Origin of the sequence: Enterobacter cloacae complex sp. I2, from assembly GCF_014896205.1 — a bacterium.
Taxonomy (GTDB): domain Bacteria; phylum Pseudomonadota; class Gammaproteobacteria; order Enterobacterales; family Enterobacteriaceae; genus Enterobacter; species Enterobacter quasihormaechei.
Genome location: NZ_JADBRA010000001.1, coordinates 148619 through 168616, shown reverse-complemented (window position 1 = coordinate 168616; position 19998 = coordinate 148619). Strand labels below are relative to the sequence as shown.

The window sequence follows — 19998 nt, the reverse complement described above, 5'->3', positions numbered from 1 at the left end:
TTATCTGAGCATGCGTGAAACGTTTGTTGTACGAGCGTTTAAGGACGGTTTTTTGAACGGTTTTAAACAGGCGTTTTTGACCAGGTGCAGGACGGTATATTACGCATTATAACTGACGGATAATTCCGGGTTATATTAACGGGATATTCTAAAACATTTACAATAATGTCAAAACGACAGGATGGGTAGATATCAGAACAAAAATCAATTATTCTGTTGCCTGATTTATGTTATACACACGAAGAAAGGTTTCTCATTATTATGGCTTTAACGTTACAGAATCTTAATAATATCCGTACGCTCCGGGCGCTGGCGCGTGAATTATCCATGGATGTTCTGGAAGAAATGCTGGAAAAAGTCCGGATGGTCACGGAAGAAAAACGCAGCGAGCAGGCTGAATTAGAGCGTCAACGCGCTGAGCAGCAGGAAAAAATTAATGCTCTGCTGGAACTGATGAAGGCTGACGGTATTTCCCCGAGCGATCTGTTAGGCGGTGAACTGGCTCATGCGGGCCAGCCGGCTAAAAAACGTAAAGCGCGTGCGGCGAAATATCGTTTCATCGATGCGAACGGTGAAGAGAAAACGTGGACCGGTCAGGGACGTACGCCAAAGCCCATTGCGAACGCGCTGGCAAACGGTAAATCTCTGGACGATTTCCTGATCTGATGATAATTCGGGCGGTGTATTCCGCCCGGTTATTGACTCAGCAGACGCCAAAGTCACCTTCTTCGGAGTACAGAACCACGTCCGCCGCTTTCAGGTTATATTTCTCGCCCTGCTCATTGCTGGCCTGTACGGCCACAATATTTTCACCATTCACTTCGAGTACTTTCAGTTTCGGACCGCCCTGACGCGGTTGAACATAATCGCCGACAGAAAACATAGCACCTCCTAACGTTGTTATGATCTTCACCATAGCCCACGTCCGGGGGCGGGGTACAGTCTAATCTTGCAAATACCCCTTATCAGGTACGCCGGTTCCACGGCATCACTTTCAGCAGTCGCGCCATGCCGCAAAAACCCGTCACACCGGCAAACAGCAGCCCGGCGCCCACAAAACCGCTCAGCAGGAAAAAGGCGCTGGAGACGCTGTAGCCCAGCACCACACCGCAGAGGATCAGCAGCCCGGCGGCGATCTGCACCTGACGCATCAGCGGAAGGGGTTGCGATCTGTCTTCAACGGTCAGCAGCCCGGCCTGCTTCCAGCCCTGAATACCCCCCTCAACCACAAAGGCGTTTGCAGGGGACGCAGCCCGGGCAAGACGAGCGGCATTGTTTGAGGTTCGCGCGCCGGACTGACAGTGGAAAATCACCGTTTCTCCCGGCGCTGGGTTTAGCCCGCCGGGTAACGAATCCAGCGGGATGGAGTGCGCCGCCGGAATATGCTCGCGGGCAAATTCGTCGGCGTCGCGAATATCGATGAGTTTAGCGCCCTCTGCAATCATCGTGCTTGCCTGCCGGGGCGTAATAAGGGGAAGGGACATTGTGTTTCCTTACGGTCATTTTCAGAACAGTAGAGCATTTAAGGCAAGGTTTAAGCCAGTGTAAAGAGGGTAAAGGCAGGTAAAAGCGCGAGTGCCGAATGGCAGTTACCCGTAAACTGGCTACGCTTAGAGTTGTGTCTTTTATACTTTTCAATTGGTTAGCTTGCACGGAGTTTTTATGGGTTTTTGGCGTGTTGTTTTTACGATTATTCTCCCGCCGCTGGGCGTGCTGCTTGGCAAGGGACTGGGCTGGGCGTTTATCCTGAATATTCTTCTGACCATCCTGGGTTACTTCCCGGGCCTTATCCACGCGTTTTGGGTTCAGACGAAAAGCTAAATACGCCACAGTAAGTCACTGTAGATCCGGGTCAGCGCGCCCTCGGGGCCAAACTGCTGTTTGATCCAGCGCGTGACCTGACCGGTCGCCGCATGCTGCGTGGCGAGCAGCATGCGCGAGTCCTGGCGCGGATTATTGATCCGCCGCGTCACCAGCAGCCCGTCCTCTACCGCCTCCCGCGTCATATACTCCGGTAAAAATCCAATACCTTCACCCAGGATCTGACACTGACATTTGGTGTTGAAGTCCGGTACCAGAATCGCCTCCTGGCCATGAAGCAGCCAGCCGACCTTCTTGTTGATGGTGTGCGCAGTGTCCTCGACCATGATATTGGGATACAGACGCAGCTGACTTTCAGAAATGGGCTCAGGGGCGAACGCCAGCGGATGCGTCGGGGCGATGGCAAATACCCAGCGGATTGCGCCTATTTCGGTGTAATCGATCCCGCCGCCGTCCAGCAGCGTATCCGGCGCGCCAATGGCAATGTTGGCCTGATTATTAATGATGGAATCCCAGACGCCGTTGTACACCTCGGTCGTCACCGTGATCTGGCAGGTGGGAAACTGTTTTTTCAACACCTGGAGCAAACGCGCGGTATGGCGTGGCGTATACAAAAGCTGATTAATGCAGATGCGCACCCGCGTCTCAATGCCCTGCGAAATGGTATCAATCCCGCGCTTGATGGCGTGAAAGTCATTCAGCAGGTCGGTCGCTTTACGATAAAAGTAAAAGCCGGATTCGGTCAGCTCAATGCTGCGCGTGTTGCGTACAAACAGCACCACGTCCAGCCCGGTCTCCATGCGTTTAATGGTGTAGCTGATGGCGGAGGTGGTCACGCCCAGCTCGGCAGCAGCTTTGCTAAAACTGCCAAAACGCGCCGCGGTGGTGAAGGCCAGCAAATTCTCTTCGGTAAAGATGGAATTCATATCACAGCATCCTCAGCCATCAGTTTTGAACATATTTTAACAACGACGTTACATCAAATTTGATGCCGGTCACAGTTCTGGCTTTTCACGCAGATCCGCGTCATGTAAGGCTTTTTCAGCCATAAGGATAATGCAGCCTGAGGTGCCTGAACGCGGTAAAACATAAGAAAAAGGTTGCACAGACGCACGTTTTTGCCTGACCGTTGAATTTAACTCAACAATGAATTGCGTGTCGATGAATCATTTTTAAGCGGATTCTTTTATGAACAGCCTGTTGCTATTCTCAGGTCATCAGAAGTGACACATAGGGAGTCTTAATATGTCTGCAACTGCACTGGTTACAGAATTTCTGCTGGCGGCAGAAGAGGGCAATATCGATGCGCTAAAAGCCTGCCTGAAGAAAGGCGTGGATATTAACGCGACCAACCGCCAGAAAAGAACCGCCATTATTATTGCCAGCCTCAAAAAGCATTACGCCTGCGTGGAATTTTTAATTGCCGCTGGGGCGGATATTGATAAACAGGACCAGACCTGCTTTAACCCCTTCCTGATTAGCTGCCTGACCAATGATTTAACCCTGTTGCGCATTGTTCTTCCAGCGGATCCGGATCTCGACCGTCTGACGCGTTTTGGCGGCGTGGGTATAACCCCTGCCAGTGAAAAAGGGCACGTTGAAATCGTGCGCGAGCTGCTGGAAAAAACCGATATTAACGTCAACCACACCAACTTTGTCGGCTGGACGCCGCTGCTGGAAGCCATCGTGCTGAATGACGGCGGCGCGAAGCAGCAGGAAATTGTGAAGCTGCTGCTGGACCACGGCGCGAATCCGCACATGACCGATAAATACGGCAAAACCCCGCACGAACTGGCGCGGGAAAAAGGCTTCAACGCGATAGCAGACCTGCTGTTGGCGGCAGGTGCATAGCGCAATTGGCCAGCCTTTTCCGGCTGGCCATTAATCAAAAACGCATAGTTACCGACGTGCTTTTAGCACGACGGCGGCCCCCTTTTATCTTAAACAGGTGAAAATAATGCCAACCAAAATCGTCATAAAAAAGAACACGTATTTCGATTCGGTTTCCTTAATGTCGGTTTCCACCAAAGCCAATAAACTGCCGGGCGTCGAACAGGCATTTGTGGCGATGGGGACGGAAATGAATAAAGGCGTTCTGAAAAATCTCGGGCTGCTCACGCCGGAATTAGCAGAAGCCAAAAATGGCGACCTGATGATCGTGATTAAAGGCGACGCGGCGAACGATGAAACGCTGGCGGAAATAAAGGCCTTATTTACCCGCAAAGCGAGCAGCGGCGGCCACGAAGCACGCTACGCGACGATTGCCAGTGCCAAAACCCATCGCCCGGACAGCAACCTGGCGGTGATTTCCGTCAACGGCACCTTTGCCGCCCGCGAAGCGCGTCAGGCGCTGGAAAACGATCTTAACGTCATGCTCTTTTCCGATAACGTGTCGCTGGACGACGAGCTGGCGCTGAAGCAGCTGGCGCATGAGAAAGGGCTGCTGATGATGGGGCCGGACTGCGGGACCGCCATCATCAACGGTGCGGGGCTGTGCTTCGCCAACGCGGTGCGTCGCGGGCCGATTGGGATTGTGGGCGCCTCCGGCACCGGCAGCCAGGAGCTGAGTGTACGCATTCACGAGTTCGGCGGCGGCGTGTCGCAGCTGATCGGCACCGGCGGGCGCGATCTCAGCGAGAAAATCGGCGGCCTGATGATGCTCGACGCCATCGACATGCTTGAGGCGGATGAGGGCACCCAGGTGATTGCGCTCATCTCCAAGCCGCCTGCACCCGCGGTGGCCGGGAAAGTGTTGGCCCGCGCGCGCGCCTGCCGCAAGCCCGTGGTCGTCTGTTTCCTTGGCCGCAACGACCCGCCCGCCGATGAAGACGGCTTGCAGTTTGCCCGTGGCACCAAAGAGGCGGCGCTGAAAGCGGTGCTGCTCACCGGCGTTAAAAAAGAGTCGCTGGATTTACATCCGCTCAACTGGCCGCTGATTGAAGATGTGCGCGCCCGCCTGACGCCGCAGCAGAAGTACATTCGCGGCCTGTTCTGCGGCGGCACCCTGTGCGATGAGGCGATGTTCGCGGCGCTTGCGAAATTCGACGATGTCTGGAGCAATATCCAGCCCGATCCGGCTAAGCGCCTGAAGGACATCAGCGTCAGCCAGGCCCACACCTTCCTTGACTTCGGTGACGACGACTTCACCAACGGCAAACCGCACCCAATGATTGACCCGACCAACCGCATCAGCCGCCTGCTACAGGAGGCGCGCGATCCGCAGGTGGGCGTCATCGTCATGGACTTCGTGCTCGGCTTTGGCGCACACGAGGATCCGGTGGGGGTGATGATCGAGGCGATCAAAGAGGCACAGGCCATTGCGAAAGCCGATAACCGTCCGCTGGAGATCCTCGGCTACGTGCTCGGCACCGACCAGGATCCGCAGTCGCTGGCGCAGCAGTGCCAGCGGCTGACCGACGCAGGCGTCATCTGGGCCAGCAGCAGCACCAACACCGGATTACTGGCACGCGAATTTGTCTGCAAAGGGGAGAAAGCATAATGACCACTTTATTCAACCAGCCGCTTAACGTCATTAACGTCGGCATTGCGATGTTCAGCGACGACCTCAAAAAGCAGCACGTTCCCGTGACCCAGCTCGACTGGACGCCGCCGGGGCAGGGCAATATGCAGGTGGTGGAGGCGCTCGACCAGCTGGCAGAGAAACCGCTGGCGGAGAAGATCGCCGCCGCGAACAAAATCGCCCTTGAGCGCATTATTCAGTCCCATCCGGTGCTGGTGGGCTATGACCAGGCGATTAACGTGGTGCCGGGCATGACCCGCACCACCATTCTGCACGCCGGTCCGCCGGTTTCCTGGGCAAACATGTGCGGGGCGATGAAGGGCGCGGTTACCGGTGCGCTGGTGTATGAAGGGCTGGCGACGGATCTGGAGGACGCCGCAAGGCTGGCGGCTTCAGGCGACATCACCTTCTCGCCGTGCCACGAGCACGACTGCGTGGGCTCCATGGCGGGCGTCACCTCCGCCTCGATGTTTATGCACATCGTTGAGAACAAAACCTACGGCAACCGGGCGTTCACCAACCTCAGCGAGCAGATGGCGAAGATCCTGCGCATGGGGGCTAACGACCAGAGCGTGATCGACCGCCTGAACTGGATGCGCGACGTGCTCGGCCCGATGCTGCGCGACGCGATGAATATCATCGGCGAAATCGACCTGCGCCTGATGCTGGCCCAGGCGCTGCACATGGGCGACGAGTGCCACAACCGCAACAACGCGGGCACCACGCTGCTGATCCAGACCCTGACGCCGGGGCTGATCCAGGCGGGCTATCCGGTGGAGCAGCAGCGTGAGGTGTTCGAATTTGTCGCCAGCAGCGACTACTTCTCCGGCCCGACGTGGATGGCGATGTGTAAGGCCGCGCTGGATGCCGCCCACGGCATTGAGTACAGCACCGTCGTGACTACCATGGCGCGCAACGGCTACGAGTTCGGCCTGCGCGTTTCCGGCCTGCCGGGGCAGTGGTTTACCGGTCCGGCGCAGCAGGTGATTGGCCCGATGTTCGCAGGCTATAAGCCGGAAGACTCCGGACTGGACATTGGCGACAGCGCCATCACCGAAACCTACGGCATCGGCGGCTTTGCGATGGCGACGGCACCGGCCATCGTTGCGCTGGTGGGCGGCACGGTGGAGGAAGCCATCGACTTCTCGCGCCAGATGCGCGAAATCACCCTCGGCGAGAACCCGAACGTCACCATTCCGCTGCTGTCGTTTATGGGCATTCCAACCGCCATCGACATCACCAGAGTGGCGGGCAGCGGCATTCTGCCGGTGATCAATACCGCCATAGCCCACAAGGACGCGGGCATCGGCATGATTGGGGCGGGCATCGTTCACCCGCCGTTTAGCTGTTTTGAAAAGGCGCTGTTGACCTTCCGCGATCGCTACGTTCTATAAGGTATGCATCCATGAAAAACATGAAACTGGAGTGGAAAAGAGGTGACTGGGCGGCCTATTTCGGGTTGATGACCAACAACCTGACTAATTTGCTGACCATGATGGGGTTGCTCATTTTTGTCGTCGGCATCCCGAAGGAGATTGTTTATGGACGCATCGCGCCGGCCTTCGGGCTGGCGGTGCTGGTAGCGAGCTTATGCTACACATGGTTTGGCCTGCAAATGGCGCGCGCCACCGGACGTACGGACGTCACCGCGCTGCCGTCCGGCCCGAGCGCACCCTCGATTTTTACCGTGACCTTCCTGGTGCTGATGCCCGTCTACCAGCAAACCGGGGATGCGGATTTCGCGATTCAGATTGGCCTGGTGTGGTGCTTTGTGGAAGCGATGATCCTCGCGGGCGGCTCGTTCCTGGGTGAGACCATTCGCAAGATGATCCCGCGTACCGTGCTGCTGTCGTGCCTGTCCGGTCTTGGCCTGCTGCTGCTGGCGATGAACCCAATGTTGCAGGCGTTCGAAGCGCCCACCGTGTCGTTCATCGTCCTGCTGCTGATCTTCATTAACTGGTTCGGTAAAAAGCCGATTTTCGCCAAAATCCCGACCGGCCTGCTGCTGCTGATTGCCGGAACGGCATTAGCGTGGATTTCCGGACTGCAAAGCCCGGATGCCATCAAGGCGTCTATGTCCTCCTTCGGCTTTAACCCGCCTGAGGTTCACGTGGACAGCTTTATGCAGGGCCTGCCGCACGCGCTGCCGTATCTGGCGTCCGCTGTGCCGCTGGGGCTGGCGAACTACATCTTTGACCTGGAGAACATCGAAAGCGCCCACGCGGCGGGGGATGAGTACCCGACCCGCAAGGTAATGCTGGCAAACGGCCTGGCTTCCATGCTTGGCTGCCTGATGGGCAACCCGTTCCCGGTCACGGTCTACGTGGGCCATCCCGGCTGGAAGGCGATGGGGGCGAGCATCGGCTACACGCTGGCGTCCGGCGTGACCATGTTTATCGTGCCGCTGTTCGGGCTGGGGGCGTTTATGCTCGCCATCATACCGATGACCGCTATCGTGCCGATTCTGGTGTTTATCGGCGTCGTCACCGCCAACCAGGTGGTGCGGGAAACGCCGAAAGTGGAGGTGCCCGTCATCTTTATCTGCCTGTTCCCGTGGATCGCTAACTGGGCGCTGACCATGATGAACAGCGTGATGAGCGCGGCGGGAACCAGCGCGGCGAAAATTGGCACCGACGTGCTGCACAGCAAAGGGATCTACTACGAGGGGCTAATGCACCTCGGCAACGGCGCGCCGCTCGCCAGCATGCTCTGGGGCTGTATCGCTATCTTCGCCATCATTAACAAGCCGCTGCGCGGGGCCGCCGCCGCCGCAGGTGGGGCGCTGCTGGCGCTGTTTGGCGTGATCCACGCGCCGGTGGTGGGCTTTGCCGAGGGCAGTTCCCTGATGTTCGTCACGGCCTACCTGATGATGGGCGGGATGTTTGTGGTGAAACATTTCCTCGACAGCCGCGAAGTTGCGAGCGCTGAAGTTACTGTTGCGAAGGAAAACGTATGAAAGAGCTTATGGTTGTCGCCATCGGCGGCAACAGCATCATCAAAGACAACGCCAGCCAGTCGATTGAACATCAGGCGCAGGCGGTCAAAGCGGTGGCCGAGTCGGTGCTCGAAATGCTGGCCTCCGACTATGACATCGTCCTCACCCACGGCAACGGTCCGCAGGTGGGGCTGGATCTGCGCCGCGCCGAGATCGCCCACGAGCGGGAAGGGCTGCCGCTGACCCCGCTGGCAAACTGCGTGGCGGATACCCAGGGCGGTATCGGCTACCTGATCCAGCAGGCGCTCAACAACCGCCTGGCGGCGCGCGGCGAGCAGAAGGCGGTCACGGTCGTTACCCAGGTGGAGGTGGATAAAAACGATCCCGGCTTTACGCACCCGACAAAACCGATCGGCGCGTTCTTCAGCGAGGCGCAGCGCGACGAGCTACAGCTCGCGTACTCGGACTGGCATTTTGTCGAGGATTCAGGCCGGGGCTATCGCCGCGTGGTGGCCTCACCCCAGCCGCTGCGCATCGTCGAGGCGGATGCGATTAAGGCGCTAACGCAGAAGGGTTTTGTAGTCATCGGCGCGGGCGGCGGAGGCATTCCCGTGGTGCGCAGCGAGCAGGGGGACTATCAGAGCGTCGATGCGGTTATCGATAAAGATCTCTCCACCGCGCTGCTGGCCCGTGAGATTTGCGCCGACGTGCTGGTGATAACCACCGCCGTGGAGAAAGTCTGCGTTAACTTCGGCAAGCCAGACCAGCAGGCGCTGGACACCGTCAGCGTGGCGCAGATGACGCGCTACATGAACGAAGGCCACTTCCCGGCGGGCAGCATGCTGCCCAAAATCGTCGCCTCGCTGGCGTTTTTACGCCACGGCGGCAGGCGTGTGATCATCACCTCGCCGGACTGCCTGCCCGCGGCGCTGCGCGGTGAAACGGGTACCCACATTGTTAATGAAGGAAGATAAGATGAGTGAAAACAAAAGCCGCCGCGAGTTTATCAGCCAGAGCGGCAAAATGGTCACCGCCTGCGCGCTGTTTGGCGCAACCGGCTCCGTCGCGTATGCTGCCGACTCTGCAAAGGCAACCTGCGAGACGGGGAAACCGATGAACATCACCGCAAAACATTACTATCTGGACAACGTGCTGCTGGAGGCCGGGTTCAACGTCGACGGCAGCGTGGCGACAAGCACTCGCACCGAGCTGAAAACGCTGGAGATCAAAGACGGTAAAATCGTCGCCCTTCGCGATAACAACAGCCACGCCGACGCCGCGCTGCCGCACTACGACGCGGGTAAGAAACTGATGCTTCCGGCGATGCGCGACATGCACATTCATCTGGATAAAACCTTTTACGGCGGCCCGTGGCGGTCGCTCAACCGCCCGGCGGGAACCACTATTCAGGATATGATCCGCCTGGAACAGAAGCTGCTGCCGGAGTTACAGCCTTACACTCAGGCGCGCGCGGAAAAGCTGATCGACCTGATCCAGTCGAAAGGATCCACGATTGCCCGCAGCCACTGCAATATTGAGCCGGTTTCCGGCCTGAAAAACCTGGAGAATTTGCAGGCGGTGCTGGCGCGCCGCAGCGCAGGTTTCGACTGCGAAATCGTTGCCTTCCCGCAGCACGGTCTGCTGCTTTCCAACTCTGAAAAGCTGATGCGCGAGGCGATGCAGGCCGGGGCGCACTACGTGGGCGGGCTGGACCCAACCAGCGTTGACGGCGCGATGGAAAAATCGCTCGATACCATGTTCCAGATTGCGCTGGACTACGACAAAGGGGTGGATATTCACCTGCATGAAACCAGCCCGGCGGGCGTGGCGGCGGTGAATTACATGGTGGAAACCGTGGAGAAAACGCCGGAGCTGAAGGGGAAGCTGACCATCAGCCACGCCTTCGCGCTGGCGACGCTCAACGAGCAGCAGGTGGATGAGATAGCCACCCGCATGGCGGCGCAGCAGGTGACCATCGCCTCCACCGTGCCGATTGGCACCCTGCACATGCCGCTGAAGCAGCTGCGGGAGAAGGGCGTGTTCGTGATGACGGGCACCGACAGCGTGATCGACCACTGGTCGCCGTACGGTCTGGGAGACATGCTGGAGAAAGCTAATCTGTATGCCCAGCTCTATATTCGCCCGAACGAGCAGACGCTCTCCCGCGCGCTCGGCATCGCCACCGGCGACGTGCTGCCGCTGAACGATAAAGGTGAACGCGTATGGCCGAAAGCGCAGGATGACGCCAGCTTTGTGCTGGTGGACGCCTCCTGCTCCGCCGAGGCGGTGGCGCGCATTTCTCCGCGCACCGCGACGTTCCACAAGGGGAACCTTGTCTGGGGCGTTGTTGGCTAAAAGCGAGCCGGGTGGCGGCTTCGCTTACCCGGCCTACGGTTCGGAGATTTTGTAGGTCGGGTAAGGCGAAGCCGCCACCCGACAATGCAGTATACTGCCAGGCACATTCTTAAAGAGGGATCTGCCATGGCACAAAACATCTACGACAATCCGGCATTTTTCGAAGGCTACGCTCAGCTTCCGCGCTCGGTGCAGGGGCTGGACGGCGCACCGGAGTGGCCTGCGCTTAAGGCGATGCTGCCGGATTTAACCGGAAAATCGGTTATCGATCTCGGCTGTGGCTACGGCTGGTTCTGCCGCGTGGCGCGCGAGCTGGGCGCTTGCGACGTTACGGGCGTCGATATCTCAGAAAAAATGCTGGCCCGCGCGGCTGAACTGACGGATGACGCGCAGATTCACTATCAGCGTCGCGATCTCGACTCTCTTCAGCTTCGCGAAAACCGTCTCGATCTGGTCTACAGCTCGCTGGCGCTGCACTACCTGCCGCAACTGGACATATTATTCGCCAACGTCCAGCGCGCGCTCAAACCCGGCGGCAGCCTGGTCTTCTCGATGGAGCACCCGATTTACACCTGCGCCACCCGTCAGGGCTGGCTCACCGACGACAACGGTGAGCGGTTCTGGGGCGTTAACCATTATCAGGACGAAGGCAAGCGCGTCAGCAACTGGCTGGCAGAGGGGGTCATCAAATATCACCGCACGCTGGGTACGGTCCTCAACGCGCTGGTCAAGGCGGGATTAACGATAAGTGAAGTCAATGAGTGGGGGCCAACGCAGGCGCAGGTTGACGCCTGGCCCGCGCTGGCTGAAGAGGCGGAGCGCCCGATGCTGGTGCTCATCGCCGCCCGTAAGGCTTAATAACCGACTTTATATACCCGACCGCTCTGCACCCCTTCCACGCTGCGGCGGTAGGCCTGCGCCACGCTCGCGGCGGGAACGCTTTCAAAGCCGGGGAAGAAGCCCTCATACGCTTCGGCGGATTCCGTCAGCACCGTCGGGCTGATCAGGTTAATGCGAATACCGCGCGGCAGTTCGCAGGCAGCGGCGCGGACAAACCCTTCCAGCGCCGCGTTTACCGTGGTGGCGTTGACGCCCTGTGCAATCGGCTCGTGCGCCACAATCCCGCTTATCAACGTAATCGAACCGCCTTCGTTCAGGTAGTGCTGGCCGGTCAGCGCCAGACGAACCTGCCCCAGTAGCTTATCCTGCAAGCCCTGGTTGAACTCGCCGTCGGTCATAGTTGCGAGCGGGCCGAAGTGCACCCCTCCGGTTGCGGAGACGATCGCATCCACCGGGCCGATTTTTTTGAACAGCGCCTGTACGCTCGCCTGAGAGGTGATATCCACCTGACGATCGCCCTGCGTGCGACCCACGCGGATCGTCTCGTGGCGTTGGCTTAACTCTTCTGCGACTGCACGACCGACCGTACCGCTGGCACCAATAATGACGATTTTCATATCCGACTCCTCATGTTGTAAGCCCTCATTCTTTAATAAATAAAAAGTCAGATAAACTGGGCTAAAGTTAGATGATTACTAACCAAAGGTTTGGAATATGGATAAGCTTCGCGGAATGGAGACGTTTATCGCGGTGGTAGAGAGCGGCAGCTTTACCGGCGCGGCGTCGCGGCTGGAGATGTCGGCGGTGATGGTCGGGAAGTATATTGCACAGCTGGAATCGCAGCTCGGCACGCGGCTGCTGGAGCGCAACACCCGCCGCCAGAGCCTGACGGATGCCGGACGCGTTTATTACGAAGAGACAAGGCGCGTGCTGGAGCAGGTCTCGATTGCCGAAAACGCGGTTGAACGTCTGCGTGCCGCACCTGCCGGCACCCTGCGCGTGACGGCCCCCACATCGTTTGGCGGCTGCGTTATCGCGCCCCTGACCGCCTCGTTTTTACAGCGCTACCCGGAAGTGCGCATCGAGCTGGATCTCACCAATCGAATGGTCGATCTGGTAGAAGAAGGGGTCGATCTGGCCATTCGCATCGGTGAGATACGTCATGACGATCTGGTGGCGAAATACCTGTGTCCCTACAACATGACGATCTGCGCCGCGCCGGATTATCTGGCGCGCCACGGTACGCCGCAAACGCCAGCCGATCTGGTGGATCATCTGTGCCTGTCGCACACGGTATGGACGGCGCGCAACGAGTGGCGGCTGCCGGGGGTTGAAGGCGAAGTGCGCTGGAAGCGGGATGCCGTCTTAAGGTGCAATGACGGTTACGGGTTACGCATGGCGGCGCGAGCCGGGGCTGGACTGTTGCTGCAACCGGAAGTGCTGGTGGCGGAAGAGCTGGCGAGCGGCAGGCTGGTACGGGTGCTGGAGGCATTCACACCCGCGCCGAGGCCGGTGCATTTACTGTGGCGTCAGGATTTGCGTCCGCTGCCTAAGCTAACGGAATTTATTGCGCATATTCTGCTAAGATTGGGCACACTATAAAAAAAGAAGGTAAGCAAAGAATGTCTGCAAACAAACTCGCCAGCAGCGCGCAGGGCCTGCAATCCTCTGCCATTCGTGAACTATTAAAACATAGCAAAATGGCAGGCGTGATTTCGCTGGGTGGCGGTATTCCCAACCCGGACCTGTTCGATCACGAAGGTTTAAAAATCGCTGCTGATGCCGTGCTGTCTCAGCATTTTGGCGAAGCGTTCCAGTACGGCCTGACGGAAGGCGTCCCGGGGCTGCGCGAAGAGATCCAGCGTATCTGCGAAGGACGCGGCATCGCCTGTAAAGCCGATGACGTGGTCATCACCTCGGGCTCGCAACAGTCTCTGGACGTGCTGGCGCGTGCGTTAATTAACCCAGGCGATACGGTCGTCGTTGAGCGTCCTACCTACCTCGCCGCGTTGCAGGTCTTTGGCCTGGCACAGGCGAATTTTGAATCCGTCGGCACCGACGGCGACGGCATGAAAATGGATGAGCTGGAAGCGCTGGTGGCGAAGAAAACCATCAAGGCGGTCTATATCGTGCCAACCTTCGGTAACCCCGGCGGCGTGACGCTCTCCGAAGCGCGCCGTAAACAGCTGGTGGAATTATCGAAGCGCTACGACTTCGTGATTATCGAAGACGACCCGTACAGCGAGATCAATTACACCGACGAAGCGTTCCGCCCGCTGATTGCCCATGCGAAAGATATCGGCAATGAGGATAACGTGGTGTACACCTCTACCTTCTCCAAAATCCTCGCACCGGGCACCCGCGTGGGCTGGGTGCTGGTGCCGGAATGGCTGAAGCGCGCGGTGGTGAACCTCAAGCAAACCACCGATCTGCATACCAGCACGCTGTCGCAGCTGATGACCTACGAGTATCTGAAAACCGGGCGTCTGGCGAACCAGATTAAAATGATCCGCGAGGCCTATCGCCAGAAATACCAGACGTTTGCAACGGAACTGGAAGCCGAGCTGGGCGACGTGATGTCGTTCCACAAGCCGAAGGGCGGGATGTTCCTGTGGGCAAAAATGAACAACGGCATGAATACGACGAAATGGCTGGAAAAAACGTTGAGCAACGGCGTGGTGTTTGTGCCGGGTGAGTTCTTCTACTGCAACGAACCGGACCAGACAACGCTGCGCATGTCATTCGTCACCCCAACGGATGAGCAGCTGAAAGAAGCGGTTCGACGCCTGAAAATCTCCCTGTAAATACGCGTGAAACCCGGTGCGGTCAATATCGTACCGGGGTAAACGACCGATCAGGCCACATCCGGCTGGCCTGATTTCCTTTTTGCCATAATTTCCGCGACCGTCTTTATACGGCTCAACTCCTCCTGAGTCCGGGAATTGGTTTGCGCTTCCCAGACGTCGACGTTTAGCTGTAGGTTCAACCAGAATTCAATGGTGGTATCGAATGCCTTGGCCAGTCTGAATGCCATATCGGCCGTCAGTTTACGATTATTATTAACGAGAGCACTGATGGTGTTACGGTGCACGTTAAGCATTTCCGCAAGATCGCTAATTTTCAGATTGAGCGGCTCAAGATATTCATACTGCAACACGTCGCCCGGCGTGGTGGGTTTGCGTAGTGCCTGTTGAAGAGTCATAGGTAATGCCTCATTTGTATGGCGTGTACTTGTGCGGAGAGAGGTAGAGATCGTCTGCTTTGCCCTCTGACCACCAACCTGTATTGCCTGTTCACGCGAATCGCCGAGTACCCTGCAAGCGGGGGATTCAGCGATTCATACATATTGCCTGGCGGGGATCTCAGATCCCGGTGCGAGGTGGCAGCGTTGATCATATCCAGCTTCCTCGCTAAGGCTGATTCAAGGCTAGAAGGGATCACATTGCTGGATTTCCCATACAGAAAAAAATCCTTAAACCATTGATCACGAAAATGATTAATCATAGTGCTTATGAGCTCCAGTCCATGAAGCTATGTGGATAGTAATGCACTCCTGCACTGTGCGCAAGTGCGTTTTGTTTGCGAGTAATATTACCCTGGTCATGGCTGAAGGGAAGTGTGATGCATGACTAAAGGTTAATTCTTCGAGGCGGATTCCACGTCTTGCGTGCGGATTAATGCCCGGCGGCGCTGCGCTTGCGCGGGCCTACGAGAATGTAGGCCGGGTAAGGCGTAGCCGCCACCCGGCGTTTAATTACCGCTCCCTCAGCGCCTCTTTCGCCCGGTTAAACGGCTTAATCATATAATCCAGCACCGTTTTCTCTCCGGTCTTAATATCCACCGTCGCAATCATCCCCGGCACAATCGAAAAATGCCTGCCCGCCTTGTTCACCAGATAATCCTGGCTGGTGCGAATGAATACGCGGTAATAGAACACCTCCGGCTTCGCTTCGTCCTGAATGGTGTCCGGCGAAATGGTTTCCACCACCCCGTGCAGCCCGCCGTAAATCGCGTAATCGTAGGCGGTGATTTTCACCAGCGCCTCCTGATTAGGGTGGATAAAGGCGATGTCGCGCGGCGAGAGGCGGGTTTCAATCAGCAGGTGATCGTCCACCGGCACAATTTCCATCAGCTCGCCGTTGGGCGGTATAACGCCGCCGATGGTGGTCACCTTGATGTTTTTCACGATCCCGCGCACCGGCGATTTCACCGTCAGGCGGGTAACGGAATCCTCCCGACCTTTCAGGATCGCCGACACCATGTCCACCTCGGCGTTGGCCTTCGACAGCGCTTCACGGGCCTGCACGTAATACTGAGAACGCACGTCGGTGAGCTTCAGCTCCAGGTCGCTTTTCTGCCGTTGCAGGCGCAGCACCTCCACGTGGCTTGCGGCCCCGGTTTTTACCAGCCGCTGGGTGATCGCCAGCTCTTTATTGGCCAGCGCTAGCGCGGAGCGGAGTTCACGCTGCGTATCCTCCAGCTGGGCGCGACGCGAATTGTAGAGCCGCGTTTCGGCGGCGGTCAGGTCGGTCCATTTCGCCAGCGAAGGGGGGAATTTCAGCGGGAGGTCGTTGACCTCGGCGTACAGGCGCGCGCTGGAGGCCAGCGACGCGCGGTAGCGCGCCGCGCTTTCGCCAACGTTAGATTCCGAGCGGGTAGGATCCAGCCGCGCCAGCACCTGTCCGGCCTGCACCTGATCGCCTTCGTGCACGTTCAGCTCGGTGAGGATCCCCCCATCCAGCGACTGCAATACCTGCTCGCGCGAGCTGGGGATCACTTTTCCGGTGCCGGTTGAGACTTCGTCCAGCACCCCGAACCACGCCCAGATGCCGAGCACCACAAACATCACCAGGGAGAAGAAAACGATGCGCCGGGCGCCGGTATAACCGCTTTCGGAATCGAGCGCGTTATCCAGATCTTCTACTGCGGCGACGTCACGCTGACTGATTTTCATTTTTCCACTCCCGTCCGGTTGCCTGCTGCTGTTGCTGCATACGGCTGTTGTTCAGCGCCTGCGCTTTTGGCGCGTCCATCACCAGCATGCCGTCTTTAAGCACCACCACGCGCTCCACCAGCTCCAGCACCGGCACGCGGTGGGTAGCAACCACCAGCGTACGGTTGCCAAGCCACGCCCCGAGACGCTGAATAAATTCCCGCTCGGTGTGTTCATCCAGGGAGGCGGTCGGTTCGTCCATCAGCACGATATTCGGGTCGCGCAGCAGCATCCGCGCCAGCAGAATGGACTGCCGCTGCCCGCCGGACAGCCCGACGCCGTTCTCCATAATCGGGTAATCCAGCCCCTTTGGCAGCTTCTGCACAAAGCTGGCCGCGCCGCACATCTCCAGCACCTCGAAGATCTCTTCGTCGGTGGCGCGGGGCATGCCGAGCGTGATGTTTTCGCGCAGGGTGCCGTAAAACAGCCGCGCGTTCTGGGTCATAAAGCCGACGTTTCGCCGCACGTCCGCCACGTCCAGATGCGGCAGGCTGAGGTTGTCGAGCCGCAGCTCGCCGCCCGCCAGATCCATTCCACCCGCCATCGCCTGTAGCAGGGTTGATTTCCCCGCGCCGTTGCGCCCGAGGATCGCCACTTTTTCGCCCGCTTTGATCTCCAGGCGGTTAATGCGCAGCGCCATGCGCGGATCTTCCGGGTGATAGCGGAACTGCGCCTGCTCGAAAAGATAGTGACCGCGCAGCACGTCCTGGCGGATCGGTGTCTCTTCGCGCTGGTTCTCGGTCGGCAGCTGCATAATGCTGTCCAGCCCCTCTTTGGCCGCCTTAACCTGCTGCCAGCGGGCCAGCACGCCGCACAGCGTCGCCATCGGGGCGATCATCCGCGAGGCCAGCATCGAGGCGGCCACCACCGAACCGGTGGTTAAGGTGCCGTCGATCACCATCGGCGCGCCCACCACGATCACCCCGGCATAGACCAGGCTCTGGATGGTCATCCCCCAACTGATCAGGTTCTGGGTCAGCTCGCGGGTGCGCAGACCGGATTCGGCGGTGATCTGGATATAGCTGTTCCACTGCTGCAAAAAGCGGTTCTCCGCCTGCATCAGCTTGATGTCCTCCAGCCCCTGCACGCTCTCCACCAGCACCGCGTTGCGCAGGGTGGATTCATGCGCCGACTGCTTCGCCAGCTCCGCCAGCTTCTTTTGCAGCAGCAGGCCGGGCAGGACCATGATCAGCGCCGCGACCGGGGCGATCCACGCCAGCTGCGGGGCGATGATCGCCAGTACGATCACGAACAGGATAAAGAACGGCAGATCGACGATGGTGGAAATGGTGGAGGAGGTGACCATCTCGCGGATCTGCTCCAGCTCGCGCAGCTGGGAGATAAAGCTTCCCGTCGATCGCGGAATGGCGCTGTGGCGCAGCCGCAGCGCGTGGCCAAACACGCGATCCGACACGCGCAGATCCGAGCGCTTGCCCAGCAGATCCATAATGTGCCCGCGCGCCACGCGCAACACAAAGCCAAACAGCGTGGCGATCAGTACCCCAATGGTCAGCACGTAGAGCGTCGGGTAGGACTGGGCGGGGATCACCCGGTCATACACCTGCATGGAAAACACAATGCCGGAAAGGGAGAGCACGTTGATAAAGAGCGCCGCCAGCATTACCCAGCTGTAAGGGCGCAGGTCGCGCATCACCAGCCGGTAGAGCCAGTCCGGGCGGTATTTTGAGATATAGGCATCCACGCGGCTGTCCTTCAGCGCCGCCAGCGGACGCAGGGCAATAACGTGGCGGATGGCGGGCAGCATCGCGCTCATCGACAGGCGGTTGGTGTGCGTGTTGTCGTCGAAAAAGCTGACCTCCAGCGTATCCTCGCCGTCGAAATTGTCGATCACGCCGATTTTGCCGTCGTTCAGCTCCACCACCACCGGCAGACGCCAGCTGTTGATGGACTGCTGATCGGCCGTCAGCAGCTGGAAGGTCAGCCCGGCTTCACGGGCGAGCTGAGTCAGCGCGGGCACCATCGGTTTGCCTTTCAGCCACGGCGCGCCCGCGACGAGCGAGCCTGGCGAGCAGGCAACGCGATAGCGCGTCGCCACATAGCCAAACGCCTGCGCCCACTGCTCCAGCGCCTCATCCGTCATGTTTTCACCCTGTGGGATATCGCGTTGCTTCATGGCTGGATCTCCACGGTCTGGATGGTGCGGTTTTCAAGATCGAACGCGTGACGCAGGCGTCCGGTTTGGTAGAGGCAGTTCAGCTGAAGCTGATGCAGCTGTCCGGCGGTTTGCTGCTGGGTAAAGCGCGCCTGGTAAACCTCCTGCTCGGCGTTGAGCACGTCGAGCAGCGGGCGGGAACCGAGATCGAGATACTGCTGCTGATACAGCTCGCGAGTGCGGGCGCTGAGCGCTTCCTGACGGCCCTGGATCTGAAGCGTGCTCATCAGGCTCATCACCTGGCTGCGCGCCTCCAGCAGCTTTTGCCGCACCTCAAGACGGGTGCGCTGAATGGTGGACTGGGCGGATTCCACCGCGTGTCCGGCGGCGTTACGCCGGGCGGTGAGGCCGCCGCCCTGATAGAGCGGCATCTGCACCTTTACCCACGCGGAGTACTGGGTGCGGTCGCGGGTTTCGTTGCCGGAGTAACGGTCGTTAAGATAGTGGCGAACCTCCGGCTCCAGCGAGACGGTAGGGGTCATCTGCGCGTTGGCGTAGTCAAGGTTAGCCTGCGCGACGTTGGCCTGCGCCCAGGCGGCTAACACCGAGGGCACCAGACGATCGTCCGGCTCGGCGATGTCGCAGCTGCGGGCCAGGCTCTGCGGAAACTCATTGCTGACCGCGTTCAGGCTGTCCCAGCCCAGCATGCTCATCAGCGTGGCGCGCGAGCTGTCGAGGCTGGCCTGATACTGCATCAGCTGCGCGCGCGCGCCTTCGATACGGGCGTCAGTCTGCACCACGTCAGAGAGCGACGTGGCGCCTTCGTCATTACGCAGCTTCGTCAGCGAGCCGATGGAGGTCAGGGCGTCCAGCTGTTCTTTGGCCGTCTCGACCATCTGCTGCCAGGTTTGCACCTGCACCATGGCGATGGCGGTATCGTGGGCGATGGTGTCGATGCTTACCAGCACGTTAGCCTGCTGCTGGGCGACGCCCGCGTTTTCAGCGCGCACCTGGCTGGCGACTTTGCCAAAGTCATAGAGCATCTGCGAAAGGGAAAGCACCAGCGAGGGGGTAAAGCCGTTATCGTCGCCGTCGTGGGTATAGCCGTTATCCATGCCAGCGTTGATTTGTGGGTAATATTTCGATTTGGCGACGTCCACATTTTCGCTCTGCTGATAGAGCTTGCCGACGGCTTCACTGATGGCCGGATGCCAGGTCACGGCGCGGTTAACGGCTTCGTCCAGCTGAAGCGTGCCGGGGGCGGCCTTGCCGGCAACGGGCGCCACGCGACCGTTTAACGAGGGGAGTTCCTGCGTTTCGCGTAATTGTCCGGTATTAATCATCGCCGCAGGGTTTGCCGCGATAGCGGGCACAGATATCAGGCAGCACGAGAGCCACCAGTAAGGCATCTTCTTTCCCAT

The 19998-nt window shown here is 58.8% G+C and carries 19 protein-coding genes and 1 pseudogene; 11 read left to right on the top strand and 9 right to left on the bottom strand.

Annotation, left to right across the window (positions count from 1 at the left end; genetic code table 11):
- Positions 1–261: 261 nt before the first annotated feature.
- Positions 262–666, top strand: coding sequence for a DNA-binding protein StpA (gene stpA, locus IM300_RS00885; protein ID WP_063869457.1), 405 nt, complete (start codon positions 262–264; stop codon positions 664–666).
- Positions 667–703: 37 nt separating this feature from the next.
- Here stpA and IM300_RS00880 read toward each other — a convergent pair whose 3' ends face one another.
- Together IM300_RS00880 and IM300_RS00875 are read right to left on the bottom strand one after the other, a co-directional pair.
- Positions 704–883 carry a hypothetical protein gene (locus tag IM300_RS00880; protein ID WP_063451827.1) on the bottom strand — a complete coding sequence of 60 codons (180 nt, stop codon included), beginning with the start codon at positions 881–883 and terminating at the stop codon, positions 704–706.
- 82 nt (positions 884–965) lie between these two features.
- On the bottom strand, positions 966–1484 hold the full coding sequence (locus IM300_RS00875) for a rhodanese family protein (RefSeq protein ID WP_193034880.1): 519 nt from the start codon (positions 1482–1484) through the stop codon (positions 966–968).
- Positions 1485–1662: 178 nt separating this feature from the next.
- Between IM300_RS00875 and IM300_RS00870 the strand changes: the two genes are divergently transcribed.
- Entirely contained in the window at positions 1663–1821 is a 159-nt protein-coding gene (locus IM300_RS00870) for a YqaE/Pmp3 family membrane protein (RefSeq protein ID WP_003862203.1), read from the top strand.
- Here the strand turns inward: IM300_RS00870 and IM300_RS00865 are convergent.
- The gene (locus tag IM300_RS00865) at positions 1818–2747 is read right to left on the bottom strand and encodes a LysR substrate-binding domain-containing protein (RefSeq protein ID WP_063869462.1); all 930 of its coding nucleotides are present in this window, start codon (positions 2745–2747) and stop codon (positions 1818–1820) included. The genes IM300_RS00870 and IM300_RS00865 overlap by 4 nt on opposite strands.
- Before the next feature lie 319 nt (positions 2748–3066).
- Here IM300_RS00865 and IM300_RS00860 point away from each other — a divergent pair, with 319 nt between their 5' ends.
- The 7 genes from IM300_RS00860 to IM300_RS00830 all read left to right on the top strand — a co-directional run bounded on the left by IM300_RS00860 (position 3067) and on the right by IM300_RS00830 (position 11489).
- Positions 3067–3672: an ankyrin repeat domain-containing protein gene (locus IM300_RS00860; RefSeq protein ID WP_193034878.1), complete on the top strand. Its 606-nt coding sequence runs from the start codon at positions 3067–3069 to the stop codon at positions 3670–3672.
- A 106-nt stretch (positions 3673–3778) separates the two neighbouring features.
- Positions 3779–5320, top strand: coding sequence for an acyl-CoA synthetase FdrA (gene fdrA, locus IM300_RS00855; RefSeq protein WP_193034876.1), 1542 nt, complete (start codon positions 3779–3781; stop codon positions 5318–5320).
- Positions 5320–6735, top strand: a complete 1416-nt coding sequence (locus IM300_RS00850) for a DUF1116 domain-containing protein (RefSeq protein ID WP_193034874.1) — start codon at positions 5320–5322, stop codon at positions 6733–6735. Before fdrA ends, IM300_RS00850 begins: the two co-directional genes overlap by 1 nt.
- Positions 6736–6746: 11 nt before the next feature.
- Positions 6747–8297 carry a xanthine permease gene (locus tag IM300_RS00845; protein ID WP_088204888.1) on the top strand — a complete coding sequence of 517 codons (1551 nt, stop codon included), beginning with the start codon at positions 6747–6749 and terminating at the stop codon, positions 8295–8297.
- Positions 8294–9250 carry a carbamate kinase family protein gene (locus IM300_RS00840; protein WP_193034872.1) on the top strand — a complete coding sequence of 319 codons (957 nt, stop codon included), beginning with the start codon at positions 8294–8296 and terminating at the stop codon, positions 9248–9250. The genes IM300_RS00845 and IM300_RS00840 overlap by 4 nt, the downstream gene beginning before the upstream one ends.
- A gap of 1 nt (position 9251) precedes the next feature.
- Positions 9252–10631 (top strand): amidohydrolase family protein, encoded by a 1380-nt coding sequence (locus IM300_RS00835; RefSeq protein ID WP_193034870.1) that lies wholly within the window; start codon positions 9252–9254, stop codon positions 10629–10631.
- A gap of 126 nt (positions 10632–10757) precedes the next feature.
- On the top strand, positions 10758–11489 hold the full coding sequence (locus IM300_RS00830) for a bifunctional 2-polyprenyl-6-hydroxyphenol methylase/3-demethylubiquinol 3-O-methyltransferase UbiG (RefSeq protein WP_193034868.1): 732 nt from the start codon (positions 10758–10760) through the stop codon (positions 11487–11489).
- Here IM300_RS00830 and IM300_RS00825 read toward each other — a convergent pair.
- Complete coding sequence (locus IM300_RS00825) at positions 11486–12088, bottom strand: short chain dehydrogenase (RefSeq protein WP_193034866.1); 603 nt, start codon at positions 12086–12088, stop codon at positions 11486–11488. The genes IM300_RS00830 and IM300_RS00825 overlap by 4 nt on opposite strands.
- 97 nt (positions 12089–12185) lie before the next feature.
- On the opposite strand from IM300_RS00825, the gene IM300_RS00820 reads away from it, so the two are divergent.
- Positions 12186–13073 carry a LysR family transcriptional regulator gene (locus tag IM300_RS00820; protein WP_193034864.1) on the top strand — a complete coding sequence of 296 codons (888 nt, stop codon included), beginning with the start codon at positions 12186–12188 and terminating at the stop codon, positions 13071–13073.
- Between the two features lie 20 nt (positions 13074–13093).
- Entirely contained in the window at positions 13094–14275 is a 1182-nt protein-coding gene (locus tag IM300_RS00815; protein ID WP_193034862.1) for a PLP-dependent aminotransferase family protein, read from the top strand.
- Between the two features lie 50 nt (positions 14276–14325).
- On the opposite strand, the gene IM300_RS00810 is transcribed toward IM300_RS00815, so the two are convergent.
- The 5 genes and pseudogenes from IM300_RS00810 to IM300_RS00790 form a co-directional block, all read right to left on the bottom strand.
- Positions 14326–14673 (bottom strand): HigA family addiction module antitoxin, encoded by a 348-nt coding sequence (locus IM300_RS00810; RefSeq protein ID WP_107533573.1) that lies wholly within the window; start codon positions 14671–14673, stop codon positions 14326–14328.
- 10 nt (positions 14674–14683) lie between these two features.
- Positions 14684–14975: pseudogene (locus IM300_RS00805) on the bottom strand (type II toxin-antitoxin system RelE/ParE family toxin).
- Positions 14976–15225: 250 nt separating this feature from the next.
- A complete protein-coding gene (locus IM300_RS00800) occupies positions 15226–16425 on the bottom strand; it encodes an HlyD family efflux transporter periplasmic adaptor subunit (protein WP_063451808.1) in 1200 nt (399 codons plus the stop codon).
- Positions 16406–18598 (bottom strand): type I secretion system permease/ATPase, encoded by a 2193-nt coding sequence (locus tag IM300_RS00795; protein WP_131636265.1) that lies wholly within the window; start codon positions 18596–18598, stop codon positions 16406–16408. The genes IM300_RS00800 and IM300_RS00795 overlap by 20 nt, the downstream gene beginning before the upstream one ends.
- Positions 18595–19998, bottom strand: a complete 1404-nt coding sequence (locus tag IM300_RS00790; RefSeq protein ID WP_063865314.1) for a TolC family outer membrane protein — start codon at positions 19996–19998, stop codon at positions 18595–18597. Before IM300_RS00790 ends, IM300_RS00795 begins: the two co-directional genes overlap by 4 nt.